This is a genomic window from Streptomyces coryli (genome assembly GCF_011044975.1).
Lineage (GTDB): Bacteria > Actinomycetota > Actinomycetes > Streptomycetales > Streptomycetaceae > Streptomyces > Streptomyces coryli.
This window is the reverse complement of sequence record NZ_JAAKZV010000077.1, coordinates 10,317-32,099: the sequence shown is the minus strand read 5'-3', so window position 1 is coordinate 32,099 and position 21,783 is coordinate 10,317. Positions and strand designations below refer to the sequence as shown.

The 21,783-nt window shown below is 70.9% G+C and carries 21 protein-coding genes; 20 read left to right on the top strand and 1 reads right to left on the bottom strand.

Going from position 1 to position 21,783, the window contains the following annotated elements:
- The 5 genes from G5C51_RS18800 to G5C51_RS18780 all read left to right on the top strand — a co-directional run.
- On the top strand, positions 1-1,555 hold a 1,555-nt coding region (locus G5C51_RS18800; protein WP_165238836.1), incomplete at its 5' end, for a serine/threonine-protein kinase.
- An 86-nt stretch (positions 1,556-1,641) separates the two neighbouring features.
- Complete coding sequence (gene mqnC / locus G5C51_RS18795) at positions 1,642-2,838, top strand: cyclic dehypoxanthinyl futalosine synthase (RefSeq protein ID WP_165238835.1); 1,197 nt, start codon at positions 1,642-1,644, stop codon at positions 2,836-2,838.
- Positions 2,839-2,848: 10 nt separating this feature from the next.
- Positions 2,849-3,409 carry an amidohydrolase family protein gene (locus tag G5C51_RS18790; RefSeq protein ID WP_165238833.1) on the top strand — a complete coding sequence of 187 codons (561 nt, stop codon included), beginning with the start codon at positions 2,849-2,851 and terminating at the stop codon, positions 3,407-3,409.
- Between the two features lie 29 nt (positions 3,410-3,438).
- Positions 3,439-4,134 (top strand): demethylmenaquinone methyltransferase, encoded by a 696-nt coding sequence (locus G5C51_RS18785; RefSeq protein ID WP_165238831.1) that lies wholly within the window; start codon positions 3,439-3,441, stop codon positions 4,132-4,134.
- 31 nt (positions 4,135-4,165) lie between these two features.
- Entirely contained in the window at positions 4,166-5,458 is a 1,293-nt protein-coding gene (locus tag G5C51_RS18780; RefSeq protein ID WP_165238829.1) for a geranylgeranyl reductase family protein, read from the top strand.
- Between the two features lie 84 nt (positions 5,459-5,542).
- Here G5C51_RS18780 and G5C51_RS18775 read toward each other — a convergent pair whose 3' ends face one another.
- Entirely contained in the window at positions 5,543-6,349 is an 807-nt protein-coding gene (locus G5C51_RS18775) for a C40 family peptidase (RefSeq protein WP_165238827.1), read from the bottom strand.
- A gap of 477 nt (positions 6,350-6,826) precedes the next feature.
- Between G5C51_RS18775 and G5C51_RS18770 the strand changes: the two genes are divergently transcribed.
- The 15 genes from G5C51_RS18770 to nuoK all read left to right on the top strand — a co-directional run bounded on the left by G5C51_RS18770 (position 6,827) and on the right by nuoK (position 21,777).
- The gene (locus tag G5C51_RS18770) at positions 6,827-7,732 is read left to right on the top strand and encodes an ABC transporter ATP-binding protein (RefSeq protein ID WP_165238825.1); all 906 of its coding nucleotides are present in this window, start codon (positions 6,827-6,829) and stop codon (positions 7,730-7,732) included.
- A complete protein-coding gene (locus G5C51_RS18765) occupies positions 7,732-8,508 on the top strand; it encodes an ABC transporter permease (RefSeq protein WP_240929753.1) in 777 nt (258 codons plus the stop codon). Before G5C51_RS18770 ends, G5C51_RS18765 begins: the two co-directional genes overlap by 1 nt.
- A gap of 36 nt (positions 8,509-8,544) precedes the next feature.
- Positions 8,545-9,231, top strand: coding sequence for a response regulator transcription factor (locus tag G5C51_RS18760; protein ID WP_165238823.1), 687 nt, complete (start codon positions 8,545-8,547; stop codon positions 9,229-9,231).
- Entirely contained in the window at positions 9,228-10,754 is a 1,527-nt protein-coding gene (locus G5C51_RS18755; protein ID WP_165238821.1) for an ATP-binding protein, read from the top strand. Before G5C51_RS18760 ends, G5C51_RS18755 begins: the two co-directional genes overlap by 4 nt.
- Positions 10,755-11,120: 366 nt before the next feature.
- On the top strand, positions 11,121-11,480 hold the full coding sequence (locus G5C51_RS18750; RefSeq protein ID WP_165238819.1) for an NADH-quinone oxidoreductase subunit A: 360 nt from the start codon (positions 11,121-11,123) through the stop codon (positions 11,478-11,480).
- Positions 11,481-11,490: 10 nt separating this feature from the next.
- Positions 11,491-12,045, top strand: coding sequence for a NuoB/complex I 20 kDa subunit family protein (locus G5C51_RS18745; RefSeq protein ID WP_165238817.1), 555 nt, complete (start codon positions 11,491-11,493; stop codon positions 12,043-12,045).
- On the top strand, positions 12,042-12,776 hold the full coding sequence (locus G5C51_RS18740; RefSeq protein ID WP_165238815.1) for an NADH-quinone oxidoreductase subunit C: 735 nt from the start codon (positions 12,042-12,044) through the stop codon (positions 12,774-12,776). Before G5C51_RS18745 ends, G5C51_RS18740 begins: the two co-directional genes overlap by 4 nt.
- Positions 12,776-14,098, top strand: coding sequence for an NADH-quinone oxidoreductase subunit D (locus G5C51_RS18735; protein WP_165238813.1), 1,323 nt, complete (start codon positions 12,776-12,778; stop codon positions 14,096-14,098). Before G5C51_RS18740 ends, G5C51_RS18735 begins: the two co-directional genes overlap by 1 nt.
- Positions 14,099-14,127: 29 nt before the next feature.
- On the top strand, positions 14,128-14,835 hold the full coding sequence (nuoE, locus tag G5C51_RS18730; RefSeq protein ID WP_165238842.1) for an NADH-quinone oxidoreductase subunit NuoE: 708 nt from the start codon (positions 14,128-14,130) through the stop codon (positions 14,833-14,835).
- Positions 14,835-16,178 (top strand): NADH-quinone oxidoreductase subunit NuoF, encoded by a 1,344-nt coding sequence (gene nuoF / locus G5C51_RS18725; RefSeq protein ID WP_165238812.1) that lies wholly within the window; start codon positions 14,835-14,837, stop codon positions 16,176-16,178. Before nuoE ends, nuoF begins: the two co-directional genes overlap by 1 nt.
- Complete coding sequence (locus G5C51_RS18720) at positions 16,175-18,667, top strand: NADH-quinone oxidoreductase subunit G (protein ID WP_165238810.1); 2,493 nt, start codon at positions 16,175-16,177, stop codon at positions 18,665-18,667. The genes nuoF and G5C51_RS18720 overlap by 4 nt, the downstream gene beginning before the upstream one ends.
- Positions 18,664-20,022, top strand: a complete 1,359-nt coding sequence (gene nuoH, locus G5C51_RS18715) for an NADH-quinone oxidoreductase subunit NuoH (RefSeq protein WP_165238808.1) — start codon at positions 18,664-18,666, stop codon at positions 20,020-20,022. Before G5C51_RS18720 ends, nuoH begins: the two co-directional genes overlap by 4 nt.
- Positions 19,982-20,599, top strand: a complete 618-nt coding sequence (nuoI, locus tag G5C51_RS18710) for an NADH-quinone oxidoreductase subunit NuoI (protein ID WP_206314030.1) — start codon at positions 19,982-19,984, stop codon at positions 20,597-20,599. The genes nuoH and nuoI overlap by 41 nt, the downstream gene beginning before the upstream one ends.
- Complete coding sequence (locus tag G5C51_RS18705) at positions 20,596-21,477, top strand: NADH-quinone oxidoreductase subunit J (RefSeq protein WP_165238804.1); 882 nt, start codon at positions 20,596-20,598, stop codon at positions 21,475-21,477. The genes nuoI and G5C51_RS18705 overlap by 4 nt, the downstream gene beginning before the upstream one ends.
- Positions 21,478-21,777: an NADH-quinone oxidoreductase subunit NuoK gene (gene nuoK / locus G5C51_RS18700; RefSeq protein WP_165238802.1), complete on the top strand. Its 300-nt coding sequence runs from the start codon at positions 21,478-21,480 to the stop codon at positions 21,775-21,777. It abuts the gene before it with no gap.
- The last annotated feature ends 6 nt before the right edge of the window (positions 21,778-21,783 follow it).

Sequence of the window (21,783 nt, the reverse complement as noted above, 5' to 3'; positions counted from 1 at the left end):
GGTGAAGGTCGTGCATCCGCATTTTGCCGCGGATGAGCAGTTCCGCGCGCGGTTCCGGCGGGAGGTCGAGGCGGCGCGGCGGGTTGGTGGGGCGTGGACGGCGCCGGTGCTGGATGCGGGGCCCGATGACGAGGTGCCGTGGGTGGCGACCGGGTATGTGGCCGGGCCCGCGCTGAGCCAGGTGGTGGCGGAGTACGGGGCGCTGCCGGCCGCGAGTGTGCGGGCGCTGGGGGCGGGGCTCGCCGAGGCGCTCGAGGCGGTGCACGGCCTCGGGCTCGTGCACCGGGACGTAAAGCCGTCCAATGTGCTGCTGACCCTGGACGGGCCGCGGCTGATCGACTTCGGCATCGCGCGGGCCACAGACGGCACCGCCTCGCTGACCGCGACGGGTGTCTCGGTCGGGTCGCCCGGTTATATGGCGCCCGAGCAGATCCTCGGCCGGGGTGCGGCGGCCGCCAGCGACGTCTTCTCGCTCGGTGCGGTGCTGGTCTTCGCGGCTACGGGCCGGGCGCCGTTCCCCGGGGAGAGCGCGCACGCGCTGCTCTACCAGGTGGTGAACGAGGACCCCTATCTCTACGACCTCGACGAGACCGACGGCGAGCTGCGCGAGCTGGCCGAGCGCTGCCTCGCCAAGGACGCGGACGATCGCCCGCAGCCGCGCGAGCTGGCCCGGCGACTGGCGCCGGACGGGAATGCGGCCGGGCTCGTACGGGAGGGGTGGCTGCCGCAGCCGCTGGTCGAGCAGATCAGCCGGGCCGCGGTGCAGCTGCTCGACCTGGAGGCGGCGCAGGAGGCGGTGTCCGGTCTGGTGGAGGTGCCGGAGGCGGAGCATCCGGAGGAGCCGGTGGTGCCGCCGCCGGGCTTCGGGCCGCAGGCGCCGACTCCCGCGCAGCCCAAGGACGCCACCGCCACCGGCCGGGAGGTCCGCGCGGCCTGGCGGTCGCGGCGGCTCGGCTGCTCGGTGGTGCTGTCGGTGGCGGCGACCCTGGCGATCGCGATGCTCGGGCTCTACCTCGGCGGTGTCCTCCCCGGCGACGGCGGAGGCGGCGCCGATCACGCGGGCAAGCAGCCCCCGGCGACATCGGCCCCCGGCGACTCGACCGCGACGGGGGGCGGCGGCACCACCGGCGGCGATACGGGCGGCGGCTCCGCGGACCCGTCCCCCTCGGCGACCACCCGCCCCGACGACGGCGGCCGGGGCGAGGTCCCGCAGACCTTCGCCGGCATCTGGCGCGGCGACATCCAGCAGCGGGACGGCACCCCGAACGGGCAGGTCACGGTGGAGGTGCAGGAGGGCGCCGAGGGCGAGTACGTGGCGGAGCTGACGTACGACAACTACGGCATGAAGTGCTACAGCCGCGGCAAGCTCGACGAGGCGGCGGCGCGCGAGCTGTCGCTGACCGAGACGACGGACCCGGCGAAACAGAGCGACCCGGTGTGCACGGGCGCCGAGGCGACGGTCACGCTGACGGCGAAGGGCGGCGACGTGCTGGAGTACCGCTCGGACGACAAGGGCGGCGGCAACCCGCGGGCGACGCTGCAGCGCGCGGACTGATGTCGGCCGCCCGCCCTCCGGGCCTCGCCCGGGGCCCGCGTACGCTGAGGTAGGTACGCACCCGCACTGTGGAAGGGGCCCGCCCGGTGACCGAGCACGCCGACCTCACGTCCGTACTCGCCCGCGCCGCCGACGGCGGCCGTATCACGCCCGAGGAAGCCCTCGAGCTCTACCGGCACGCCCCGCTGCACGCCCTCGGATCCGCGGCCGACGCCGCCCGCCGCCGGCGCTACGCCGGCACCGAGGACATCGCGACGTACATCATCGAGCGCAACATCAACTACACGAACTCGTGCGTCACCGCGTGCAAGTTCTGCGCCTTCTTCGCCGCGCCGAAGAGCGACAAGGTCTGGGTGCGCGACCTCGACGAGATCCTGCGCCGGTGCGCGGAGACCGTGGAGCTGGGCGGGACTCAGATCATGTTCCAGGGCGGGCACCACCCGGACTTCGGGGTGGAGTACTACGAAGAGAGCTTCGGGGCGATCAAGCAGGCCTTCCCGCAGCTCGTCATCCACTCCCTCGGTGCCTCCGAGGTCGAGCACATGTCGAAGATCTCCGGCGTCTCCGCCGAGGAGGCCATCCGCCGCATCCACGCCGCGGGCCTCGACTCCTTCGCCGGCGCGGGCGCCGAGCTGCTGCCGGCCCGGCCGCGCAAGGCGATCGCCCCGCTGAAGGAATCCGGCGAGCGCTGGCTGGAGATCATGGAGATCGCGCACCGGATCGGCGTCGAGTCCACCTCCACGATGCTCATGGGCACGGGCGAGACCAACGCCGAGCGGATCGAGCACCTGCGCATGATCCGCGACGTCCAGGACCGTACGGGCGGCTTCCGCGCCTTCATCCCGTACACGTACCAGCCGCAGAACAACGCCCTGAAGGGCCGCACCCAGGCCACCGACCTGGAGTATCTGCGCCTGATCGCCGTCGCCCGGCTCTTCCTCGACAACGTCGCGCACATCCAGGGCTCCTGGCTGACCACCGGCAAGGAGATCGGCCAGCTGACCCTGCATTACGGGGCCGACGACCTCGGCTCCGTCATGCTGGAGGAGAACGTCGTCTCCTCGGCGGGTGCCAAGCACCGCTCCAACCTCCGCGAGATCATCGACATGATCCGCGGCGCGGACCGGATCCCGGCGCAGCGCGCGACGACGTACGAGCACCTGGTCGTGCACGACGACCCGGCGAACGACCCGGTCGACGAGCGGGTGGTCTCGCACTTCTCCTCGACGGCGATCGAGGGCGGCACCGCGCATCCCGAGCTGAAGCTCGTCGAAGCGAACTGACCCACCGCCGATGCTCACGCTGCACGTACCGGACATGGTGCTGACCGTGCCCGGGAAGCCCGCGCAGGCCGGCGCCGCGGTCCTCGTCGACGGACGGGAGATCGCGGCGGTCGGCCCGTACGAGGAGCTGGCCGCCGCGCACCCGGACGCGCGGATGCGCCGCTGGCCCGGCGCCCTGCTCACCCCTGGCCTGGTGAACCGCAAGGCTCCCGACCTGCTGGAGCGGCTCTACCACCCGGATCCGCGGGAGGCGGAGGAGCTGGGCACGGAGCCGGTGGATCCTTCCGGTCTCGCGATGGACGACGCCCGCTGGGGCGCCAGCGCGCGGCGCGGGCTGCAGCGGATGCTGGCGCACGGGACGACGGCGGTCGCGGGGGAGTTCCGGCGGCCTGCCGTACGGGAGGCGGTGGAGCGCTCGCCGCTGCGGCAGCTGACCCGGGCGGGGGTCCCTCCCCGCAGCGCCGACTTCGCGGTCTTCGACGTGCCCACGCAGGAAGACCTCGCCGCGAAGGGCGCCTCCACCTGCGTCGCCACCGTCATCGACGGCCGCCTGGTGTACCGCCGCCGCTGATGTCCGAGCCCCCTGCTTGAATGGGTGCCGTGACCCGCGCAACGCTCGACAAGCAGCCGCACGAAGTCGCCGCGATGTTCGACGACGTCGCCGCGAAGTACGACCTCACCAACGATGTGCTGTCGCTCGGCCAGGCCCGGCTGTGGCGGCGGGCGGTGGCGAAGGCCGTGGACGCCAAGCCCGGCGACAAGATCCTTGATCTCGCCGCCGGTACGGGGACGTCGTCGCTGCCCTTCGCGGCGGCGGGCGCGTACGTGGTCCCGTGCGACTTCTCGCTCGGGATGCTGCGCGAGGGCAAGCGGCGGCAGCCGGAGCTGCCGCTGACGGCCGGGGACGCCACCAAGCTGCCGTTCGCCGACGGGGTCTTCGACGCCGTCACCATCTCCTTCGGGCTGCGCAATGTGCAGGACACGAATGCCGCGCTGCGGGAGATGCTGCGGGTCACCCGGCCCGGCGGGCGGGTAGTGGTCTGCGAGTTCTCGCATCCCACCTGGGCGCCCTTCCGCACCGTTTACACCGAGTACCTGATGCGGGCTCTGCCGCCGGTCGCCACCGCGGTCAGCAGCAATCCGGACGCGTACGTCTACCTCGCCGACTCGATCCGCTCCTGGCCGGACCAGCCGGCCCTCGCCAGCAGGCTGCAGCAGGCCGGCTGGTCCAAGGTCGCCTGGCGCAATCTGACCGGCGGCATCGTGGCACTGCACCGCGGGTACGCCCCGGCGTAAGGCTGTCAGCGGCCGACCGTAGACTTTGGCCATGTCAGCCGAGACCGTGACCGACACCTCGCAGAGCGCCGACGTCATCGTCGTCGGCGCCGGGCCCGCCGGATCGACGACCGCCTACTACCTGGCCAAAGCCGGACTCGACGTCCTGCTGCTGGAGAAGACCGCGTTCCCGCGCGAGAAGGTCTGCGGTGACGGGCTGACCCCGCGCGCCACCAAGCAGCTCGTCTCGATGGGGATCGACATCTCCGAAGAGGCCGGCTGGCTGCGCAACAAGGGCCTGCGCATCATCGGCGGCGGCCACCGCCTCCAGCTCGACTGGCCGGACCTCGCCGCCTTCCCGGACTACGGCCTGGTGCGCAAGCGCGACGACTTCGACGAGCAGCTCGCCCGGCAGGCGCAGAAGGCCGGCGCCCGGCTGCACGAGCGCTGCAATGTCAGCGGGCCGCTCCTCGACGAGCGTACGGGCAAGATCACGGGCGTCACCGCGAAGATGGGCGAGGAGAAGACCCCCGCGTCCTTTCACGCCCCGCTGGTCATCGCCGCGGACGGCAACTCCTCGCGGCTGTCCCTGGCCATGAACCGGCACCGGGACGAGAGCCGCCCGATGGGCGTCGCGGTGCGCACCTACTTCCACTCGCCGCGGCACGAGGACGACTACCTCGAGTCCTGGCTGGAGCTGTGGGACAAGCGCGGCGCGCAGGACCGGCTGCTGCCCGGCTACGGCTGGATCTTCGGCATGGGCGACGGCACCTCCAACGTCGGCCTCGGCATCCTGAATTCGTCGTCCGCCTTCAAGGAGCTGGACTGGCGGGACGTGCTGAAGGCCTGGTGCGCCTCGATGCCGGAGGAGTGGGGCTACACCCCGGAGAACATGACCGGCCCCATCCGCGGCGCCGCCCTCCCGATGGCCTTCAACCGCAAGCCGCATTACGACCACGGCCTGATGCTGGTCGGCGACGCGGGCGGCCTCGTGAACCCGTTCAACGGCGAGGGCATCGCGTACGCGATGGAAAGCGGCCAGATCGCCGCCGACGTCGTCGTGCAGGCGCACGCGCGCGCCACGGCCGCGCAGCGCGAGCGGGCGCTGCACGCGTACCCGAAGGTGCTCAAGGAGACGTACGGCGGCTACTACTCGATGGGCCGCGCCTTCGTGAAGCTGATCGGCAACCCGAAGGTGATGCAGGTGGCCGCGCAGCGCGGGCTCTCGCATCCGATGCTGATGCGCTTCACGCTCAAGATGCTCGCCAACCTGACCGACCCGCGCGGCGGCGACGCGATGGACCGGATCATCAACGGCCTGGCGAAGGTGGCGCCGAAGGCGTAGCCGAGGCGACCGTGAACAGGCACGAGAAAGGGCCCCCGCCGCCAGGCCGGGGGCCCTTCCTCGTATGTATGCAGCCGTGCGGCGTCAGAGCACGCGGACCGCGCCGTCGGCCGGGTAGCCGGACAGGTCCTGGATCACGACGCCCTTGCTCGGGTTCGCGGCGTCCAGGTACTGGCCGCCGCCGATGTAGACGCCGGTGTGGTACGCGGAGCCCTTGCCGCCCCAGTACAGGATGTCGCCGACCTGGAGGTTGGAGGTGCCGACCTCGGTGCCGACGGTGGACTGGTCCTGGGAGACGCGCGGCAGGTCGACGCCCGCCTGCTTGAACGCGGCCTGGACGAGGCTGGAGCAGTCCCAGGAGTCGGGGCCGCTGGCGCCCATCACGTACGCGTCGCCGAGCTGGGCCTTCATGAAGGAGACGACGGTCGCGACGCTGCCGGAGCCGTTGGATGCCGGAGCGGCGAGCGTGGTGCGCTCCGAGGAGCGGCTGGCGGTCTGCTTGGCCTCGCGCTCGGCGGCGGCCTTGCGCGCGGCCTCGGCCTTGGCCTTCTTCTCGGCCTTCTCCTTGGCCTCGGCGGCGGCCTTGCGGGCGTCCTGAGCGGCGTCCGACTGCTCGGCCTGCAGCGCGTACTTGAGCGCGGCCTGCTCGGTGGCCTCCGCGGTCCGCTCGGCCGGCGCGGTGACGGCGTCTGCGACGGGGATGGCGGGGATCTGAGCGGTGGTCTCGGAGGCTCCGGCCGGTGCCTTGTCGCCCAGAGCGGGGGCGGCGGCGCCGGTCGTCACCATCGTCGTGAGTGCGCCACCGGTGATCCCGGCGCGGACAACCCACTTGGTGGCGGGGTTGCTGCTCCGGGGCTTCCGGTGGCTGCGTATCTGAGCATTCGGGGACATGGAGCACATGGCTACCAGTCCCCTAAGGGGCGGTTCAAGCAAGTGGGGTGCGTCACATTTGACGTGTACGCGCCTTGAAATCTTCGAACGGGAGGGGGAATTGGGGGACTTTCGTCCTGGGTGGGTCGGAGTGATCAAGCCTGTGCGCACGGGATTTCGGGTGTCGGAGGGGTCGATATCATTTCCCGGGGGTTACAGCCAAGCGGTTCGCTCGGATTGATGGTTGAGCCGTGATGCAACGTGGCGGACGTCACTTTCCTTGTGGAGCTTGGGTGTTGACGGCGCCGGGTATGCGCGGCGTTTCGCGGGCGGTCAACTGCCGCTTCGGGCGGCACTATTGAGAGTAATGCGATAATTGCCCGATTTGCACTTCACATCCCCCTCACAAGCTCCTACATCTCGCTCCCATATGAGGGGTCCACGGTGGGTGCTGCGCGCCACGACGGCGCGCACCGCACCGGCTGCTCTGGAGTGAAGATGATCGAAGTCCGCGGGCTCACCAAGCGCTACGGCGACGTCCTCGCGGTGGACGACCTGACGTTCGCGGTCCGTACGGGAGAGGTGACCGGGTTCCTCGGGCCCAACGGCGCCGGGAAGTCCACCACGCTGCGGATGGTGCTCGGCCTCGACGCCGCCACCTCGGGCACCGCCACCGTCGGCGGCCGCCCGTACGCGGACCAGCCCGCCCCGCTCAAGGCGGTCGGCGCGCTGCTCGACGCGGGCGCCGTGCTGCCCAGCCGCACCGCCTACCACCACCTGCTCGCCCTGGCCGCCGGCAACGGCCTTCCGCGCGGCCGGGTCGCCGAGGTGCTCGCCGAGGTCGGCCTGGAGAAGGTGGCCGGGCGCCGCACCGGGACGTACTCGCTCGGCATGCGCCAGCGCCTCGGCATCGCCGCCGCGCTGCTCGGCGACCCACCCGTGCTGATCTTCGACGAGCCGCTCAACGGCCTCGACCCCGAAGGCATCGTCTGGATCCGCGGCCTGATGCGCCGCATGGCCGCCGAGGGCCGGGCGGTCCTCATGTCCAGCCATCTGATGAGCGAGATGGCGCTGACCGCCGACCACCTCATCGTCATCGGCCGCGGCCGGCTGGTCGCGGACACCGGCATGAAGGACTTCATCGAGGCGCATTCGGTCCGGGAGGTCTTCGTACGGACCCCGCGGCCGGCCGCGCTCCGGCGGCTGCTGGCGGCGGGCACGGACGTACGCGCGGACGGCGCTGACGGCCTCGTGGTCTCCGGCCTGGAAGCGGCCGAGGTCGGGGCCCTGGCCGCGGCCGCGGGCATCGAGCTGCACGAGCTCACCCCGCGGCAGCCGTCGCTGGAGCAGGCCTTCATGGACCTGACCCGGGACAGCGTCGAGTACCAGGCGGAGGTGGCGTGATGACCTTCCGGCACGCCCTCCACGCCGAGTGGATCAAGATCCGTACGATGCGCTCCACCCTCTGGATCGTGCTCGGCACGCTCGCCTTCTGCGCCGGGCTCGCCGCGCTGAACGGCACCTCCGCGGGCGACGAGTACGCGCGGCTGTCCGCCGCCGACCGGGCCGCCTTCGACCCCCTGGCGACCAGCCTGCGCGGCTACCTGCTGGCACAGATCAGCGTCGGGCTGCTCGGCGGCCTCGTCATCACCTCCGAGTACGGCGCCCGCACCATCGTCGGCACCCTGACCGCCGTGCCGCACCGGGCCCGGGTGCTGGCCGCCAAGGCCGCGGTGCTGACCGGCCTCGCGCTGCCGGTGGGCGTGCTGGTGTCCCTCACCGGCTTCCTCATCGGGCAGGGCACCCTCGCGGGCGCGGGCGTCCCGCACCTGGCGCTGTCCGACCCGGAGGCGCTGCGCGGCGTCCTCGGCGGCGGGCTCTATCTGGCGCTGGCCGGGCTGTTCGGGCTGGCGCTCGGCACCGTCATCCGCAGCACCACCGCGACCGTGACGACGCTCTTCGGCGTCCTGCTGATCGTGCAGGCCTTCGCGCCCGCGCTGCCGGGCGCGGTCGGGGACTGGGTGGCGAAGTACTGGCCGCCGATGGCGGGCGGGCAGATCATCACCGCCTACCGCGACCCCGCACTGCTGTCCCCGTGGGCCGGCCTCGCCGTCATGGCCGGGTGCGTCGCGGCGCTGCTCGCGGCGGGCTTCCTCGCCTTCCGTCGCCGCGACGCGTAAGAGAGGTGTACGGATAAAGAGGAGAGGCGGAGGGGCATGGCACCGGAACGGCTGCTGGTCGTCGAGGACGACCCCACGCTGCGCGAGCTGCTCTCCGCGAGCCTGCGGCTGGCCGGCTTCGACGTCGCCGCGGCGGAGAGCGGCGCGCAGGCGCTCGCGTCCGTACGGGAGCAGCGGCCGGAGCTGATCGTCCTGGATGTGATGCTGCCCGATATCGACGGTTTCGAGGTGGTACGGCGCCTACGGGCCCAACAAGCGGACCCGCCCGTCCTCTTCCTCACCGCCCGGGACGCGCCCGAGGACCGCATCGGCGGCCTGCGGGCGGGCGGCGACGACTACGTCACCAAGCCCTTCAACCTCGAGGAGCTGGTGCTCCGCATCCGCGCGATCCTGCGCCGTGCGGGCGGCCGGCAGCCCGACGGCCGGATCACCGTCGGCGACCTGGAGCTGGACCCGGACAGCCACCAGGTCAGCCGCGGCGGGCAGCCGGTCGAGCTGTCGCCGACCGAGTTCAGCCTGCTGCGGGTGCTGATGGAGCACGCCGGGCAGGTGCTGTCGAAGGACCAGCTGCTGCAGCTGGTCTGGCAGTACGACTTCGGCGGCGACGACTCCATCGTGGCCTCGTACATCAGCTACTTGCGGCGCAAGGTGGACGCGACCGAGCCGAAGCTCATCCATACGGTGCGCGGCACGGGTTACGTCCTGCGGAGGCCGCGGCGGTGAAAGCGTACGGGCGGCTCTCGCTGCGCGGGCGGCTGCTGGCGATCGCCCTGCTGCTGGTCGTCGCGGCGCTCATCACCAGCAACGCCCTTCTCGTCAGCGTGCTCCAGCGCGACCTGGTGGGTCAGCTCGACGACCGGCTGCGTACCGCCGCGACCGTCGCTGCGCGGCTGCCCGGCGCCGCCCAGGCGGCGGGGGAGCGGGCCCCGCAGCTGCGCGACACAGTGGAGCGAGAGCTGACCGGCGACGTCCAACTCGCCTACGTCGGCCCGGACGGCGACGTCCGCCGGGTGCTGCGCCCCGCGTCGGGCCCGGTGCCCGAGCTGCCCCGCCTCGACGCCCGGGAGGTGACCGAGCGCGCCGGCCGCCCCTTCGAGGTGCCGGCGACGGGCGACGGCCCGGACTGGCGGGTGATCGCCCTGCCGCTGGACGGAGCGGACGGCGGCGCCGACACCGGGGACAGCGGCCGAGCCGCCCGGGCAGGCGCCGTCGTCGCGGCCGGCTCGCGCGCGCAAGTGGATGCCACCATCCGGCAGCTCGGCGTCCGCGTCCTGGCCATCGACGCCGCGGTGCTCGCGCTCCTCGGCGCGGTCGGCTGGTTCGCCGTACGGGCCGGGCTGCGGCCGCTGCGCCGGATCGAGACCACCGCCGCCGCCATCGCGGCCGGCGACCTGGCCGACCGCGTACCGGAGCTGGCCCCGCCCCGTACCGAACTCGGCCGCCTGTCCGCCGCCCTCAACGGCATGCTCGACCGCATCGAGGCGAGCGACGCCGAACGCGCGGCCGCCGCCGACCGGATGCGCCGCTTCATCGCGGACGCCGGGCATGAGCTGCGCACGCCGCTCTTCGGCATCAAGGGCTATACCGAGTTGTACCGAATGGGTGGAATGCCGGAACAGGCCGATATTGACGCGGCGATGAGTCGTATCGAAGGAGAAGCGGGCCGCCTGGTCCGTCTGGTCGAGGACCTGCTGCTGCTGGCCCGCCTCGACGAGCAGTCCGCCGCCGCCGGACTCCCGCTCAAGCTGACCCCCATGGACCTGCGCACCCTCGCCGCCGACGCCCTGCACGACCTGCGCGCCCTCGCCCCCGGCCGCCCGGTCACCCTCACCGGTCCCGGCGGCGGCCCGCCGGGCGGCGCTCCCGTGCTCGGCGACGAGGCGCGGCTGCGGCAGGTGACGTCCAATCTCGTCGGCAACGCCGTCGCGCATACCCCGCCCGGCAGCCCGGTCCGTATCGGCGTCGGGAGCGAAGACGGCATGGCGGTGCTGGAATTGGCGGACGAGGGGCCGGGGATGGCGCCGGAGCAGGCGGCCCGCGTCTTCGACCGCTTCTACCGGGCGGACGACGCCCGCGGCCGCGCCGGGGACGCGGGCCGGCCGGACGGCGGGGGTGGCGCCGGCGGCGCCGGGCTCGGCCTCGCCATCGTCGAGTCGCTCGTCGCCGCCCACGGCGGCCGGGTCGAGCTGCGTACCGCTCCGGGCGCGGGTGCGGTCTTCCGGGTGCTGCTTCCCCTGCACCGCTGAGCCTCTATCAAGCCGCCACGTCCAGCGCCAATTTGGCAAGTAAGGCTTGCCTTTGATAGCGGAGCCACCCCGCTGACCTGCCCTGACCAGCATGAATGTCACGCCTCGTGATCATCGTGCCACTTCGCGCACGATGATCATCGATCATCCACTCTCATGATCATTCGTCAGGTGGCAGAGATCACAAAGGCGTTGGGTGACCCCGTGTCGCAGATCACAGAGGGACAGGCATAGGATGCGCCTACGCGGGCTTGTGAACTGCCTCACATAAGCGCGATCTTCATCGGGACGTAACCCGAAGAGGAGCCCAAGAGGTAGACCGCAGGCCCATCGCAGTCAGTGTCGACTGAGAGGAGCGAGGCAGCGGTGAACGCTTATGTACCCATCCTCGTGCTAGGGGCCATCGCGACGGCTTTCGCGGTCTTCTCCGTGGTCATGGCCGCGATCATCGGCCCAAAGCGCTACAACCGGGCAAAACTCGAGGCCTATGAATGCGGCGTCGAGGCCACCCCGCAGCCGGCCGGCGGCGGGCGTTTTCCGATCAAGTACTACCTGACGGCGATGCTCTTCATCGTCTTCGATATCGAGATCGTCTTCCTGTATCCCTGGGCCGTCTCGTTCGACGCCCTGGGGCTGTTCGGGCTCGTGGAGATGCTGCTCTTCGTGCTCACCGTCTTCGTCGCCTACGCGTATGTGTGGCGGCGCGGCGGGCTGGAATGGGACTAGGGGCACATTTATGGGGATCGAAGAAAAACTGCCCAGCGGCTTCCTGCTGACCACCGTCGAGCAGGCCGCCGGATGGACGCGCAAGGCGTCGGTCTTCCCGGCCACCTTCGGGCTCGCCTGCTGCGCGATCGAGATGATGACCACGGGCGCCGGTCGCTACGACCTCGCCCGCTTCGGCATGGAGGTCTTCCGCGGCTCGCCGCGGCAGGCGGATCTGATGATCGTCGCCGGCCGGGTCAGCCAGAAGATGGCGCCGGTGGTGCGGCAGGTCTACGACCAGATGCCGAACCCCAAGTGGGTCATCTCCATGGGCGTCTGCGCGTCGTCCGGCGGCATGTTCAACAACTACGCGATCGTGCAGGGCGTCGATCACATCCTGCCCGTCGACATCTACCTGCCCGGCTGCCCGCCGCGGCCCGAGATGCTCATGGACGCGATTCTCAAGCTGCACGAGAAGATCCAGACCTCGAAGCTGGGCGTGAACCGCGAGGAGGCGGCCCGCGAGGCCGAAGAAGCCGCTCGCAACGCGCTGCCCACCATCGAGATGAAGGGGCTGCTCCGGTGAGCGACAACAACGGGGTCAACCCCGAAAAGGACCTCAGCGCCCAGAACCTCCCGGGCCAGCGCGGCGACACCGGCGAGGAGATCCGCGTCCAGCGCGGCATGTTCGGCGCCAACAACGGCGGCGACACCTCCGGTTACGGCGGCCTGGTCCGGTCGATCCGGCTGCCCGGCGAGAGCAGCCGCCCGTACGGCGGCTATTTCGACGAAGTCGCCGACGAGCTCGAGGGCGCGCTGGAGGAGCAGGGCCTGGTCCCGGAGAACGTCATCGAGAAGACCGTGATCGACCGCGGCGAGATGACCATGCACATCGCCCGCGAGTTCCTCCCGGCGGTGGCGAAGACGCTCCGCGACGACCCGGCGCTGCGCTTCGAGCTGTGTACGGGCGTCAGCGGCGTGCACTACCCCGGCGACAAGGGCCGCGAGCTGCACGCCGTCTACCACCTGCGGTCGCTCACCCACGGCCGGCTGATCCGGCTGGAGGTCTCCGCGCCGGACAGCGATCCGCACATCCCGTCCGTCGTCTCCGTCTACCCGACCAACGACTGGCACGAGCGCGAGACGTACGACTTCTTCGGCCTGATCTTCGACGGCCATCCCGCGCTGACGCGGATCATGATGCCCGACGACTGGCAGGGCCACCCGCAGCGCAAGGACTACCCGCTCGGCGGCATCCCCGTCGAGTACAAGGGCGCCCAGATCCCGGCTCCCGACCAGCGGAGGTCGTACAGCTGATGAGCACGTCTGAAGCAACCGCCCGCGAGACGACCGAGGGCAAGGTCTACACCGTCACCGGCGGCGACTGGGACGAGGTCGTCCAGGCCGCGCACCGCGCCGACGACGAGCGGATCGTCGTCAACATGGGCCCGCAGCACCCGTCCACGCACGGCGTGCTCCGGCTGATCCTGGAGATCGACGGCGAGACGGTGACCGAGGCCCGCTGCGGCATCGGCTATCTGCACACCGGCATCGAGAAGAACCTCGAGTACCGGACCTGGACGCAGGGCACCACCTTCGTCACGCGCATGGACTACCTGACCTCGTTCTTCAACGAGACCGGGTACTGCCTCGCGGTCGAGAAGCTGCTCGGCATCGAGGACGAGATCCCGGACCGGGCCACGATCATCCGCGTGCTGCTGATGGAGCTGAACCGGCTCTCCTCGCACCTGGTGTGCATCGCCACCGGCGGCATGGAGCTCGGCGCCACCACCGTGATGATCTACGGCTTCCGCGACCGTGAACTGATTCTCGATCTCTACGAGTTGATCACCGGCCTGCGGATGAACCACGCGTACATCCGCCCGGGCGGCCTCGCCCAGGACCTCCCGCCGGGCGCCGTGGACGCCGTCCGGGAGACGGTGAAGAAGCTCCGCAAGAACCTCGTCGAATACGACCAGCTGGCCACCGGCAACCCGGTCTTCAAGGCCCGGATGCAGGACATCGGCTACCTGGACCTGACCGGCTGCATGGCGCTCGGCGCCACCGGTCCTGTGCTGCGCTCGGCCGGACTGCCGCACGACCTGCGCAAGTCCGACCCGTACTGCGGCTACGAGACGTACGACTTCGAGGTGCCGACCACCGATACCTGCGATTCGTACGGGCGCTTCCTCATCCGGCTGGAAGAGATGCGGCAGTCGCTGAACATCGTCGAGCAGTGCCTGGACCGGCTGGAGCCGGGCCCCATCATGGTCGGCGACAAGAAGATCGCCTGGCCGGCGCAGCTGGCGCTGGGCCCCGATGGTCTCGGCAACTCGCTGGACCACATCAGGAACATCATGGGCACCTCGATGGAGGCCCTGATCCACCACTTCAAGCTGGTGACGGAGGGCTTCCGGGTCCCGCCGGGCCAGGCCTACACGGCCGTCGAGTCCGCCAAGGGCGAGCTCGGCGTGCACGCGGTCAGCGACGGCGGCACCCGGCCCTACCGGGTCCACTACCGCGACCCCTCCTTCACCAACCTGCAGGCCATGGCGGCGATGTGCGAGGGCGGCCAGGTCGCCGACGTGATCGTCGCGGTGGCGTCCATCGACCCCGTGATGGGAGGCGTCGACCGGTGACCACGGCCGATCAGAGCATCCAGCTGGGGATGCCACAGCTGCCGGCTCCCGCATACGAGCCCGAGGTGCAGGAACGGCTCGCGGCGGACGCGAAGGAGATCATCTCCCGCTACCCCGACAGCCGCTCCGCGCTGCTCCCGATGCTGCACCTGGTGCAGTCGGAGGAGGGCCATGTCACCCGCACCGGCATGCAGTTCTGCGCGGACCAGCTCGGCCTGACCACGGCGGAGGTGACCGCGGTGGCCACCTTCTACACGATGTACCGCCGCAAGCCCTCCGGCGACTACCAGGTCGGCGTCTGCACCAACACGCTCTGCGCGGTGATGGGCGGCGACGCCATCTTCGAGGAGCTGCAGACCCACCTGGGCGTCGGCAACGGCGAGACCACCGACGACGGCAAGGTCACCGTGGAGCACATCGAGTGCAACGCGGCCTGCGACTACGCGCCCGTCGTGATGGTCAACTGGGAGTTCTTCGACAACCAGACCGTCGAATCGGCGAAGCAGCTGGTCGACGACCTGCGCGCGGGCCGCGACGTGCAGCCGACGCGCGGCGCCAAGCTGTGCACCTTCAAGGACACCGCACGCATCCTCGCCGGCTTCCCCGACCAGCGCGAGGGCGCCGTGGCGGAGAGCGGCGGCGCGGGACCGGCCTCGCTCGCCGGGCTGAAGCTCGCCAAGGGCGAGTCGGCGCCCGGCCGGGTCGTCTCCCCGCGCGACGCAGAGGAGGGGGAGTGATGACCGTGACCACTGAAGTCAACGAGCACAGCCCGGAGAAGCTGCTCACCCCGGTCCTGTCCTCCTTCTGGGACGCGGAGGACGCCTGGACGCTGGACGCGTACCACCGCCACGAGGGCTACGAGGGTCTGCGCAAGGCCCTGCAGATGCCGCCGGACGACGTCATCGCGTACGTGAAGGACTCGGGCCTGCGCGGCCGCGGCGGCGCGGGCTTCCCGACCGGCATGAAGTGGCAGTTCATCCCGCAGGGCGACGGCAAGCCGCACTACCTCGTGGTGAACGCGGACGAGTCCGAGCCGGGGACGTGCAAAGACATCCCGCTGCTCTTCGCCAACCCGCACTCGCTGGTCGAGGGCATCGTGATCGCCTGCCACGCGATCCGCTCCAACCACGCCTTCATCTACCTGCGCGGCGAGGCCGTGCCGGTGCTGCGCCGCCTGCACGAGGCGGTCCGGGAGGCGTATGCGGCGGGCTACCTCGGCAAGAACATCCTCGGCTCGGGCCTGGACCTGGAGCTGACGGTGCACGCCGGCGCCGGCGCGTACATCTGCGGCGAGGAAACGGCGCTGCTCGACTCCCTCGAGGGCCGGCGCGGACAGCCGCGCCTGCGGCCGCCGTTCCCGGCGGTCGAGGGGCTCTACGCCTGCCCCACTGTGGTGAACAACGTCGAGTCCATCGCCTCGGTGCCCGCGATCATGAACAAGGGCAAGGAGTGGTTCCGCTCCATGGGCAGCGAGAAGTCCCCGGGCTTCACGCTGTACTCGCTGAGCGGCCACGTCGCCCGCCCCGGCCAGTACGAGGCGCCGCTCGGCATCACGCTGCGGCAGCTGCTCGACATGAGCGGCGGCATGCGCCCTGGCCACCGCCTGAAGTTCTGGACGCCGGGCGGCTCTTCGACCCCGATGCTCACCGACGAGCACCTTGATGTGCCGTTGGATTACGAGGGCGTCGGCGGTGCAGGGTCGATGCTCGGCACCAAGGCGCTGCAGTGCTTCGACGAGACCACGTGTGTCGTACGGGCCGTCACCCGCTGGACCGAGTTCTACGCCCACGAGTCCTGCGGCAAGTGCACGCCCTGCCGCGAGGGCACGTACTGGCTGGTCCAGCTGCTGCGCGACATCGAGGCCGGCAAGGGCGAGATGGCCGACCTCGACAAGGTCGCGGACATCGCCGACAACATCAACGGCAAGTCCTTCTGCGCCCTCGGCGACGGCGCCGCGGCCCCCATCGCCTCGTCCTTCAAGCACTTCCGCGCGGAGTACGAGCAGCACATCACGGGCAAGGGCTGCCCCTTCGACCCGAGAAAGTCGACCCTGTGGTCCGACCAGGAGGTGGACGCATGACCGTCACCACGTCCGCTCCAACCGGGGGCGGGGAGGCGGCGATCCCGCCCGAGGATCTTGTCTCGCTGACCATCGACGGCGTCGAGCTCAGCGTCCCCAAGGGCACGCTGGTGATCCGCGCCGCCGAGCAGCTCGGCATCGAGATCCCGCGCTTCTGCGACCATCCGCTCCTCGACCCGGCCGGCGCCTGCCGGCAGTGCATCGTCGAGGTCGAGGGCCAGCGCAAGCCGATGGCCTCCTGCACCATCACCTGCACCGACGGCATGGTCGTCAAGACCCAGCTGTCCTCCCAGGTCGCGGAGAAGGCGCAGAAGGGCGTGATGGAGCTGCTGCTCATCAATCACCCCCTCGACTGCCCGGTCTGCGACAAGGGCGGCGAATGCCCGCTGCAGAACCAGGCGATGTCGCACGGCCAGGCCGACAGCCGCTTCGACGGCAAGAAGCGCACCTTCGAGAAGCCGGTGCCGATCAGCGAGCAGGTGCTGCTGGACCGCGAGCGCTGCGTGCTCTGCGCCCGCTGCACCCGCTTCTCGAACCAGATCGCCGGCGACCCGATGATCGAGCTGCTGGAGCGCGGCGCGCTGCAGCAGGTGGGTACGGGCCAGGGCGACCCCTTCGAGTCGTACTTCTCGGGCAACACGATTCAGATCTGCCCGGTGGGTGCGCTGACGTCGAAGGCGTATCGCTTCCGCTCGCGGCCCTTCGACCTGACGTCGTCGCCTTCCGTGTGCGAGCACTGCGCCGGCGGCTGCGCCACCCGTACCGACCACCGGCGCGGCAAGGTGCTCCGGCGGCTGGCGCAGAACGACCCCGAGGTCAACGAGGAGTGGATGTGCGACAAGGGCCGCTTCGGCTTCCGCTACGCACAGCTGCCCGACCGTTTGACCACCCCGCTGGTACGGGACGCCGAGACCGGCTCGCTGCGCGAGGCGAGCTGGCCGGAGGCGCTCGCGGCCGCGGCTGAAGGTCTTACGGCGGCGCGCGGCCGGTCCGCGATGCTGACCGGCGGCCGGCTGACGGCTGAAGACGCCTACGCCTACGCGAAGTTCGCCCGGGTCGCGCTGAACACGAACGACATCGACTTCCGCGCGCGGGTGCACTCCGCCGAGGAGGCCGAGTTCCTGGCGGCGAAGGTCGCCGGGCGCGGCCGCGACCTCGACGGCAGCGGTCTTACGTACCAGAAGCTGGAGTCCGCCCCCGCCGTGCTGCTCGTCGGCCTGGAGGCGGAGGAGGAGGCGCCCGGCGTCTTCCTGAAGCTGCGCAAGGCCTGGAAGAAGCACGGCCAGAAGGTCTACGCCCTCGCCACCCACACCACCCGCGGCCTGGAGAAGGCGGGCGGCACCCTGCTGCCGGCCGGACCGGGTACGGAGCCCGGGTGGCTGGACGCGCTGGTCACCGGCGCGGGTCTGGGCGATGACGGCAAGGCGGCGTCGGACGCGATTCGTACCGAAGGCGCGGTCGTCATCGTCGGCGAGCGGCTCGCGGCCGTGCCCGGCGGGCTGACCGCCGCGGCCCGCGCCGCCGAAGCCACCGGGGCCACGCTCGCGTGGATCCCGCGCCGGGCTGGCGAGCGCGCCGCGATCGAGGCGGGCGCGCTGCCCGGGCTGCTGCCCGGCGGCCGCCCCGCCACCGACCCGGACGCGCGGGCGCAGACCGCGGCCGCCTGGGGCCTCGGCGAACTCCCGTCCCGGGCAGGCCGGGACACCGGCCAGATCCTGTCGGCCGCCGAGAACGGCGAGCTCGCCGCGCTGGTCGTCGGCGGTGTCGAGGTCGCGGACCTGCCGGACCCGGCGGAGGCCCGCCGGGCGCTCGACGCGGTCGGCTTCCTGATCAGCCTGGAGCAGCGGCCGAGCGAGGTCACCGAGCGGGCGGACGTCGTCTTCCCGGTGGCGGCGGTCGCCGAGAAGTCGGGCACCTTCCTCAACTGGGAAGGCAGGGCGCGGCCGTTCGAGGCCTCGCTCAAGCCGGACCAGATGACGCGGCGGACCTCGCCGGTGGACGCGCGGGTGCTGAACATGCTCGCCGACGAGATGGACCTCCACCTCGGCCTCCCCGACCTCCGCACCATCCGCGCCGAATACGGCCGGCTCGGCTCCTGGACCGGCGCCCGCGCCGTCGTCCCGGCCGAGATCCCGCGCCCGCTGCGGGAGCCCGGCACCGGCGAGGCGGTACTGGCGGGCCACCGCCTGCTGCTGGACCAGGGCCGGCTGCAGGACGGCGACTCGGCCCTCGCCGGCACCCGGCACGCCGCCCTCGCGCGGCTGTCGGAGGCCACGGCGGCGCAGGTCGGCGCGGCGGACGGCGACACGGTGACGGTGACAGGACCGGCGGGCGCGGTGCAGTTCCCGCTCGCCGTAACGCCGGAGATGCCGGACCAGGTGGTCTGGCTGCCGCTGCAGTCGGCGGGCGACGGCGTCGCCTCGGACACGGGTGCCGTACCGGGCGATGTCGTGAAGATCGGCAAGACCGGCAGTGAGGTGCAGGCATGAACACGTTCCTGGCCGCCGAGGACCTCAGCATGTTCGGGCGCGACCCGTGGTGGCTGATCGCCATCAAAGCGGTCTTCTGCTTCGCCCTGATCATGCTGACCGTGCTCATCTCCATCGTGGCCGAGCGCAAGGTCCTCGGCTGGATGCAGCTGCGCATCGGCCCCAACCGGCACGGCCCCTGGGGGCTGCTGCAGTCCCTCGCCGACGGCGTCAAGCTGATGCTGAAGGAGGACATCGTCGTCAAGGGCGCGCACAAGTTCGTCTACTTGCTCGCGCCCATCCTCGCCGCCGTCCCCGCCTTCATGGCCGTCGCCGTCATCCCCTTCGGCCCGGCCGACAACCAGATCTCGATCTTCGGCGAGCGCACCACGATGCAGCTCACCGACATCCCGGTGTCGATGCTGTACGTGCTCGCCACGGCGTCCATCGCCGCGTACGGCGTGGTGCTGGCCGGCTGGGCGTCGGGCTCGACCTACCCGCTGCTCGGCGGCGTCCGCGCCACCGCCCAGGTGATCTCGTACGAGGTCGCGATGGGGCTGAGCTTCGCCGCGGTGTTCATGTACAGCGGCTCGCTGTCCACGTCCACCATCGTCGAGGGCCAGGGGGACCGCTGGTACGCGGTGCTGCTGCCGGTCTCGTTCCTGATCTATCTGGTCGCGATGGTCGGCGAATCGCACCGCCCGCCCTTCGACATGCCGGAGTCCGAGGGCGACCTGGTCGGCGGCTACAACACCGAGTATTCGTCGATCAAGTTCGCGCTCTTCATGCTCTCCGAGTACGTCCACCTGGTCACCGTCTCGATGATCGCGGTGACCATGTTCCTCGGCGGCTGGCGGGCGCCCGCGCCCATCAGCACCGTCTGGGCGGGCGCCAACGAGGGCTGGTGGCCGTTGCTGTGGTTCCTCGGCAAGCTGGTGCTGCTGATCTTCGGCTTCGTCTGGATCAGGGCCGCGCTGCCCCGGGTCCGCTACGACCAGTTCATGAAGCTGGGGTGGAAGGTCCTCATCCCGGTCTCGATGGTGTGGCTGATGCTCGTCGCCACGGTGCGCGCGCTGCGCAACGAGAACTACGACTTCGCCGACATCGTGATGTACGTCGCCGGCGCCGTCATCGCGCTGCTGCTCATCTCCTTCGTCATCGACTTCTTCCGGAGCGGCGAGAAGGAGGCCGAGCCGGAGCCCGCCTTCGACCCGGTCGCCGGCGGATTCCCCGTACCCCCGCTGCCGGGGCAGTCCCTGCCGCCCGTACCGCGCCGTCCCTCGCGCCACAAGCAGGAGCGCGAGCTGGTCGGCTCGGGCGCCGAGACCACAGCTGATGGCACCTCTATTGATAAGCAGGAGGCCGAGGGTGTCTGACGACAAGCCCAAGAGGCTCAACCCCGTCGCCGGCTTCGGCGTGACCTTCAAGGCCATGTTCAAGAAGCGGCTGACCGAGCAGTACCCGGAGTACAAGAAGCCGACGGCGCCCCGCTTCCACGGCCGCCACCAGCTCAACCGGCACCCGGACGGGCTGGAGAAGTGCATCGGCTGCGAGCTGTGCGCCTGGGCCTGTCCCGCCGACGCGATCTACGTGGAGGGCGCGGACAACACCGAGGAGGAGCGCTACTCGCCGGGTGAGCGCTACGGCCGGACGTACCAGATCAACTATCTGCGCTGCATCCTGTGCGGCCTGTGCGTCGAGGCGTGCCCCACCCGGGCGCTCACCATGACGAACGAGTACGAACTGGCCGACCGCAGCCGCGAGTCGCTCATCTACACCAAGGACGAGCTGCTCGTCGGCCTGACCGAGGGCATGGTCGACTCGCCGCACGCGATCTTCCCGGGGATGACCGAGAAGGACTACTACAGCGGGCTCGTCACCGAGGCCGCGCCGGGGACCGAGCAGCAGGTGGCGGTCAGCAAGGGCGAGACAGCTGAGGAGGCCTCGGCATGAACGCTCTGGCCGCCTACCAGACCTCGAGCGGCGAAGCCGCCCAGTTCTGGGTCCTGGCGATCTTCGCGGTCGCGGGCGCGCTCGGCACCGTGCTGATGCGCCGCTCCGTGCACTCCGCGCTCTGCCTCGCCGGGACGATGGTGATCCTCGCCGTCTTCTACCTCGCCAACGGGGCCTACTTCCTCGGCGTCGTCCAGATCGTCGTCTACACGGGCGCGGTCATGATGCTCTTCCTCTTCGTGCTGATGCTGGTCGGCATTACGGCGACCGACTCGCTGAAGGAGACCATCAAGGGCCAGCGCTGGTGGGCCGCCGCCTGCGGCATCGGCTTCGGCATCCTGCTGATGGCCGGCATCGGCAACGCGGGCCTGAAGGACTTCAACGGCCTGGCCGCCGCCAACAAGCCTGGCAACGTCCACGGCCTGGCCGAGCTCATCTTCACCAAGTACGTCTTCGCCTTCGAGCTCACCGGCGCGCTGCTGATCACCGCGGCCGTCGCCGGCATGGTGCTCACCCACAAGGAGAAGACCGAGAAGCCGCTCAGCCAGCGCGAGCAGGCCGCCAACCGGGTCAAGGAGGGCACGCACGTGCCGCCGCTGCCCGCCCCCGGCGTCTACGCCCGGCACAACGCGGTCGACATCGCGGGCCTGCTGCCCGACGGCAGCACCTCCGACCTCACCGTCATCAAGACGCTGCGCGACCGCGGCCAGATCCGCGACGTCTCCCAGGAGGCGGTCAACGACCTGGCGGCGCTGGAGAACCGGACGTCCGCTTACCAGGGCCGGACGACGCTGCCGGGCCAGGCGCAGCAGGACCACCAGCGGGCCGCGGCCGAGGGTGCCGACAAGGCCGAGACCGAGAAGGAGGTGACCAAGTAGATGAACCCGGTCAACTACCTCTTCCTCTCCGCGCTGCTCTTCACCATCGGCGCGGCAGGGGTGCTGATCCGGCGGAACGCGATCGTGGTCTTCATGTGCGTCGAGCTGATGCTGAACGCCTGCAACCTGGCGTTCGTCACCTTCTCGCGGATGCACGGCAACCTCGACGGCCAGATCATCGCGTTCTTCACGATGGTCGTCGCGGCCGCGGAGGTGGTCGTGGGCCTCGCGATCATCGTGACGGTCTACCGCTCCCGCCACTCGGCCTCGGTCGACGACGCCTCTCTGATGAAGCTGTAAGGGGAC

Excerpts from the sequence above, each read along its gene's own strand:
- G5C51_RS18790 (WP_165238833.1), top strand. The coding sequence starts at position 2,849 with ATGCTCACGCTGCACGTACCGGACATGGTGCTGACCGTGCCCGGGAAG.
- nuoI (WP_206314030.1), top strand. The coding sequence starts at position 19,982 with ATGGCACCTCTATTGATAAGCAGGAGGCCGAGGGTGTCTGACGACAAG.
- G5C51_RS18780 (WP_165238829.1), top strand. The coding sequence starts at position 4,166 with ATGTCAGCCGAGACCGTGACCGACACCTCGCAGAGCGCCGACGTCATC.
- G5C51_RS18745 (WP_165238817.1), top strand. The coding sequence starts at position 11,491 with ATGGGGATCGAAGAAAAACTGCCCAGCGGCTTCCTGCTGACCACCGTC.
- nuoE (WP_165238842.1), top strand. The coding sequence starts at position 14,128 with ATGCCACAGCTGCCGGCTCCCGCATACGAGCCCGAGGTGCAGGAACGG.
- nuoF (WP_165238812.1), top strand. The coding sequence starts at position 14,835 with ATGACCGTGACCACTGAAGTCAACGAGCACAGCCCGGAGAAGCTGCTC.
- G5C51_RS18775 (WP_165238827.1), bottom strand. The coding sequence starts at position 6,349 with ATGTCCCCGAATGCTCAGATACGCAGCCACCGGAAGCCCCGGAGCAGC.
- G5C51_RS18765 (WP_240929753.1), top strand. The coding sequence starts at position 7,732 with ATGACCTTCCGGCACGCCCTCCACGCCGAGTGGATCAAGATCCGTACG.
- nuoH (WP_165238808.1), top strand. The coding sequence starts at position 18,664 with ATGAACACGTTCCTGGCCGCCGAGGACCTCAGCATGTTCGGGCGCGAC.
- G5C51_RS18760 (WP_165238823.1), top strand. The coding sequence starts at position 8,545 with ATGGCACCGGAACGGCTGCTGGTCGTCGAGGACGACCCCACGCTGCGC.
- G5C51_RS18705 (WP_165238804.1), top strand. The coding sequence starts at position 20,596 with ATGAACGCTCTGGCCGCCTACCAGACCTCGAGCGGCGAAGCCGCCCAG.
- G5C51_RS18770 (WP_165238825.1), top strand. The coding sequence starts at position 6,827 with ATGATCGAAGTCCGCGGGCTCACCAAGCGCTACGGCGACGTCCTCGCG.
- G5C51_RS18735 (WP_165238813.1), top strand. The coding sequence starts at position 12,776 with ATGAGCACGTCTGAAGCAACCGCCCGCGAGACGACCGAGGGCAAGGTC.
- G5C51_RS18720 (WP_165238810.1), top strand. The coding sequence starts at position 16,175 with ATGACCGTCACCACGTCCGCTCCAACCGGGGGCGGGGAGGCGGCGATC.
- nuoK (WP_165238802.1), top strand. The coding sequence starts at position 21,478 with ATGAACCCGGTCAACTACCTCTTCCTCTCCGCGCTGCTCTTCACCATC.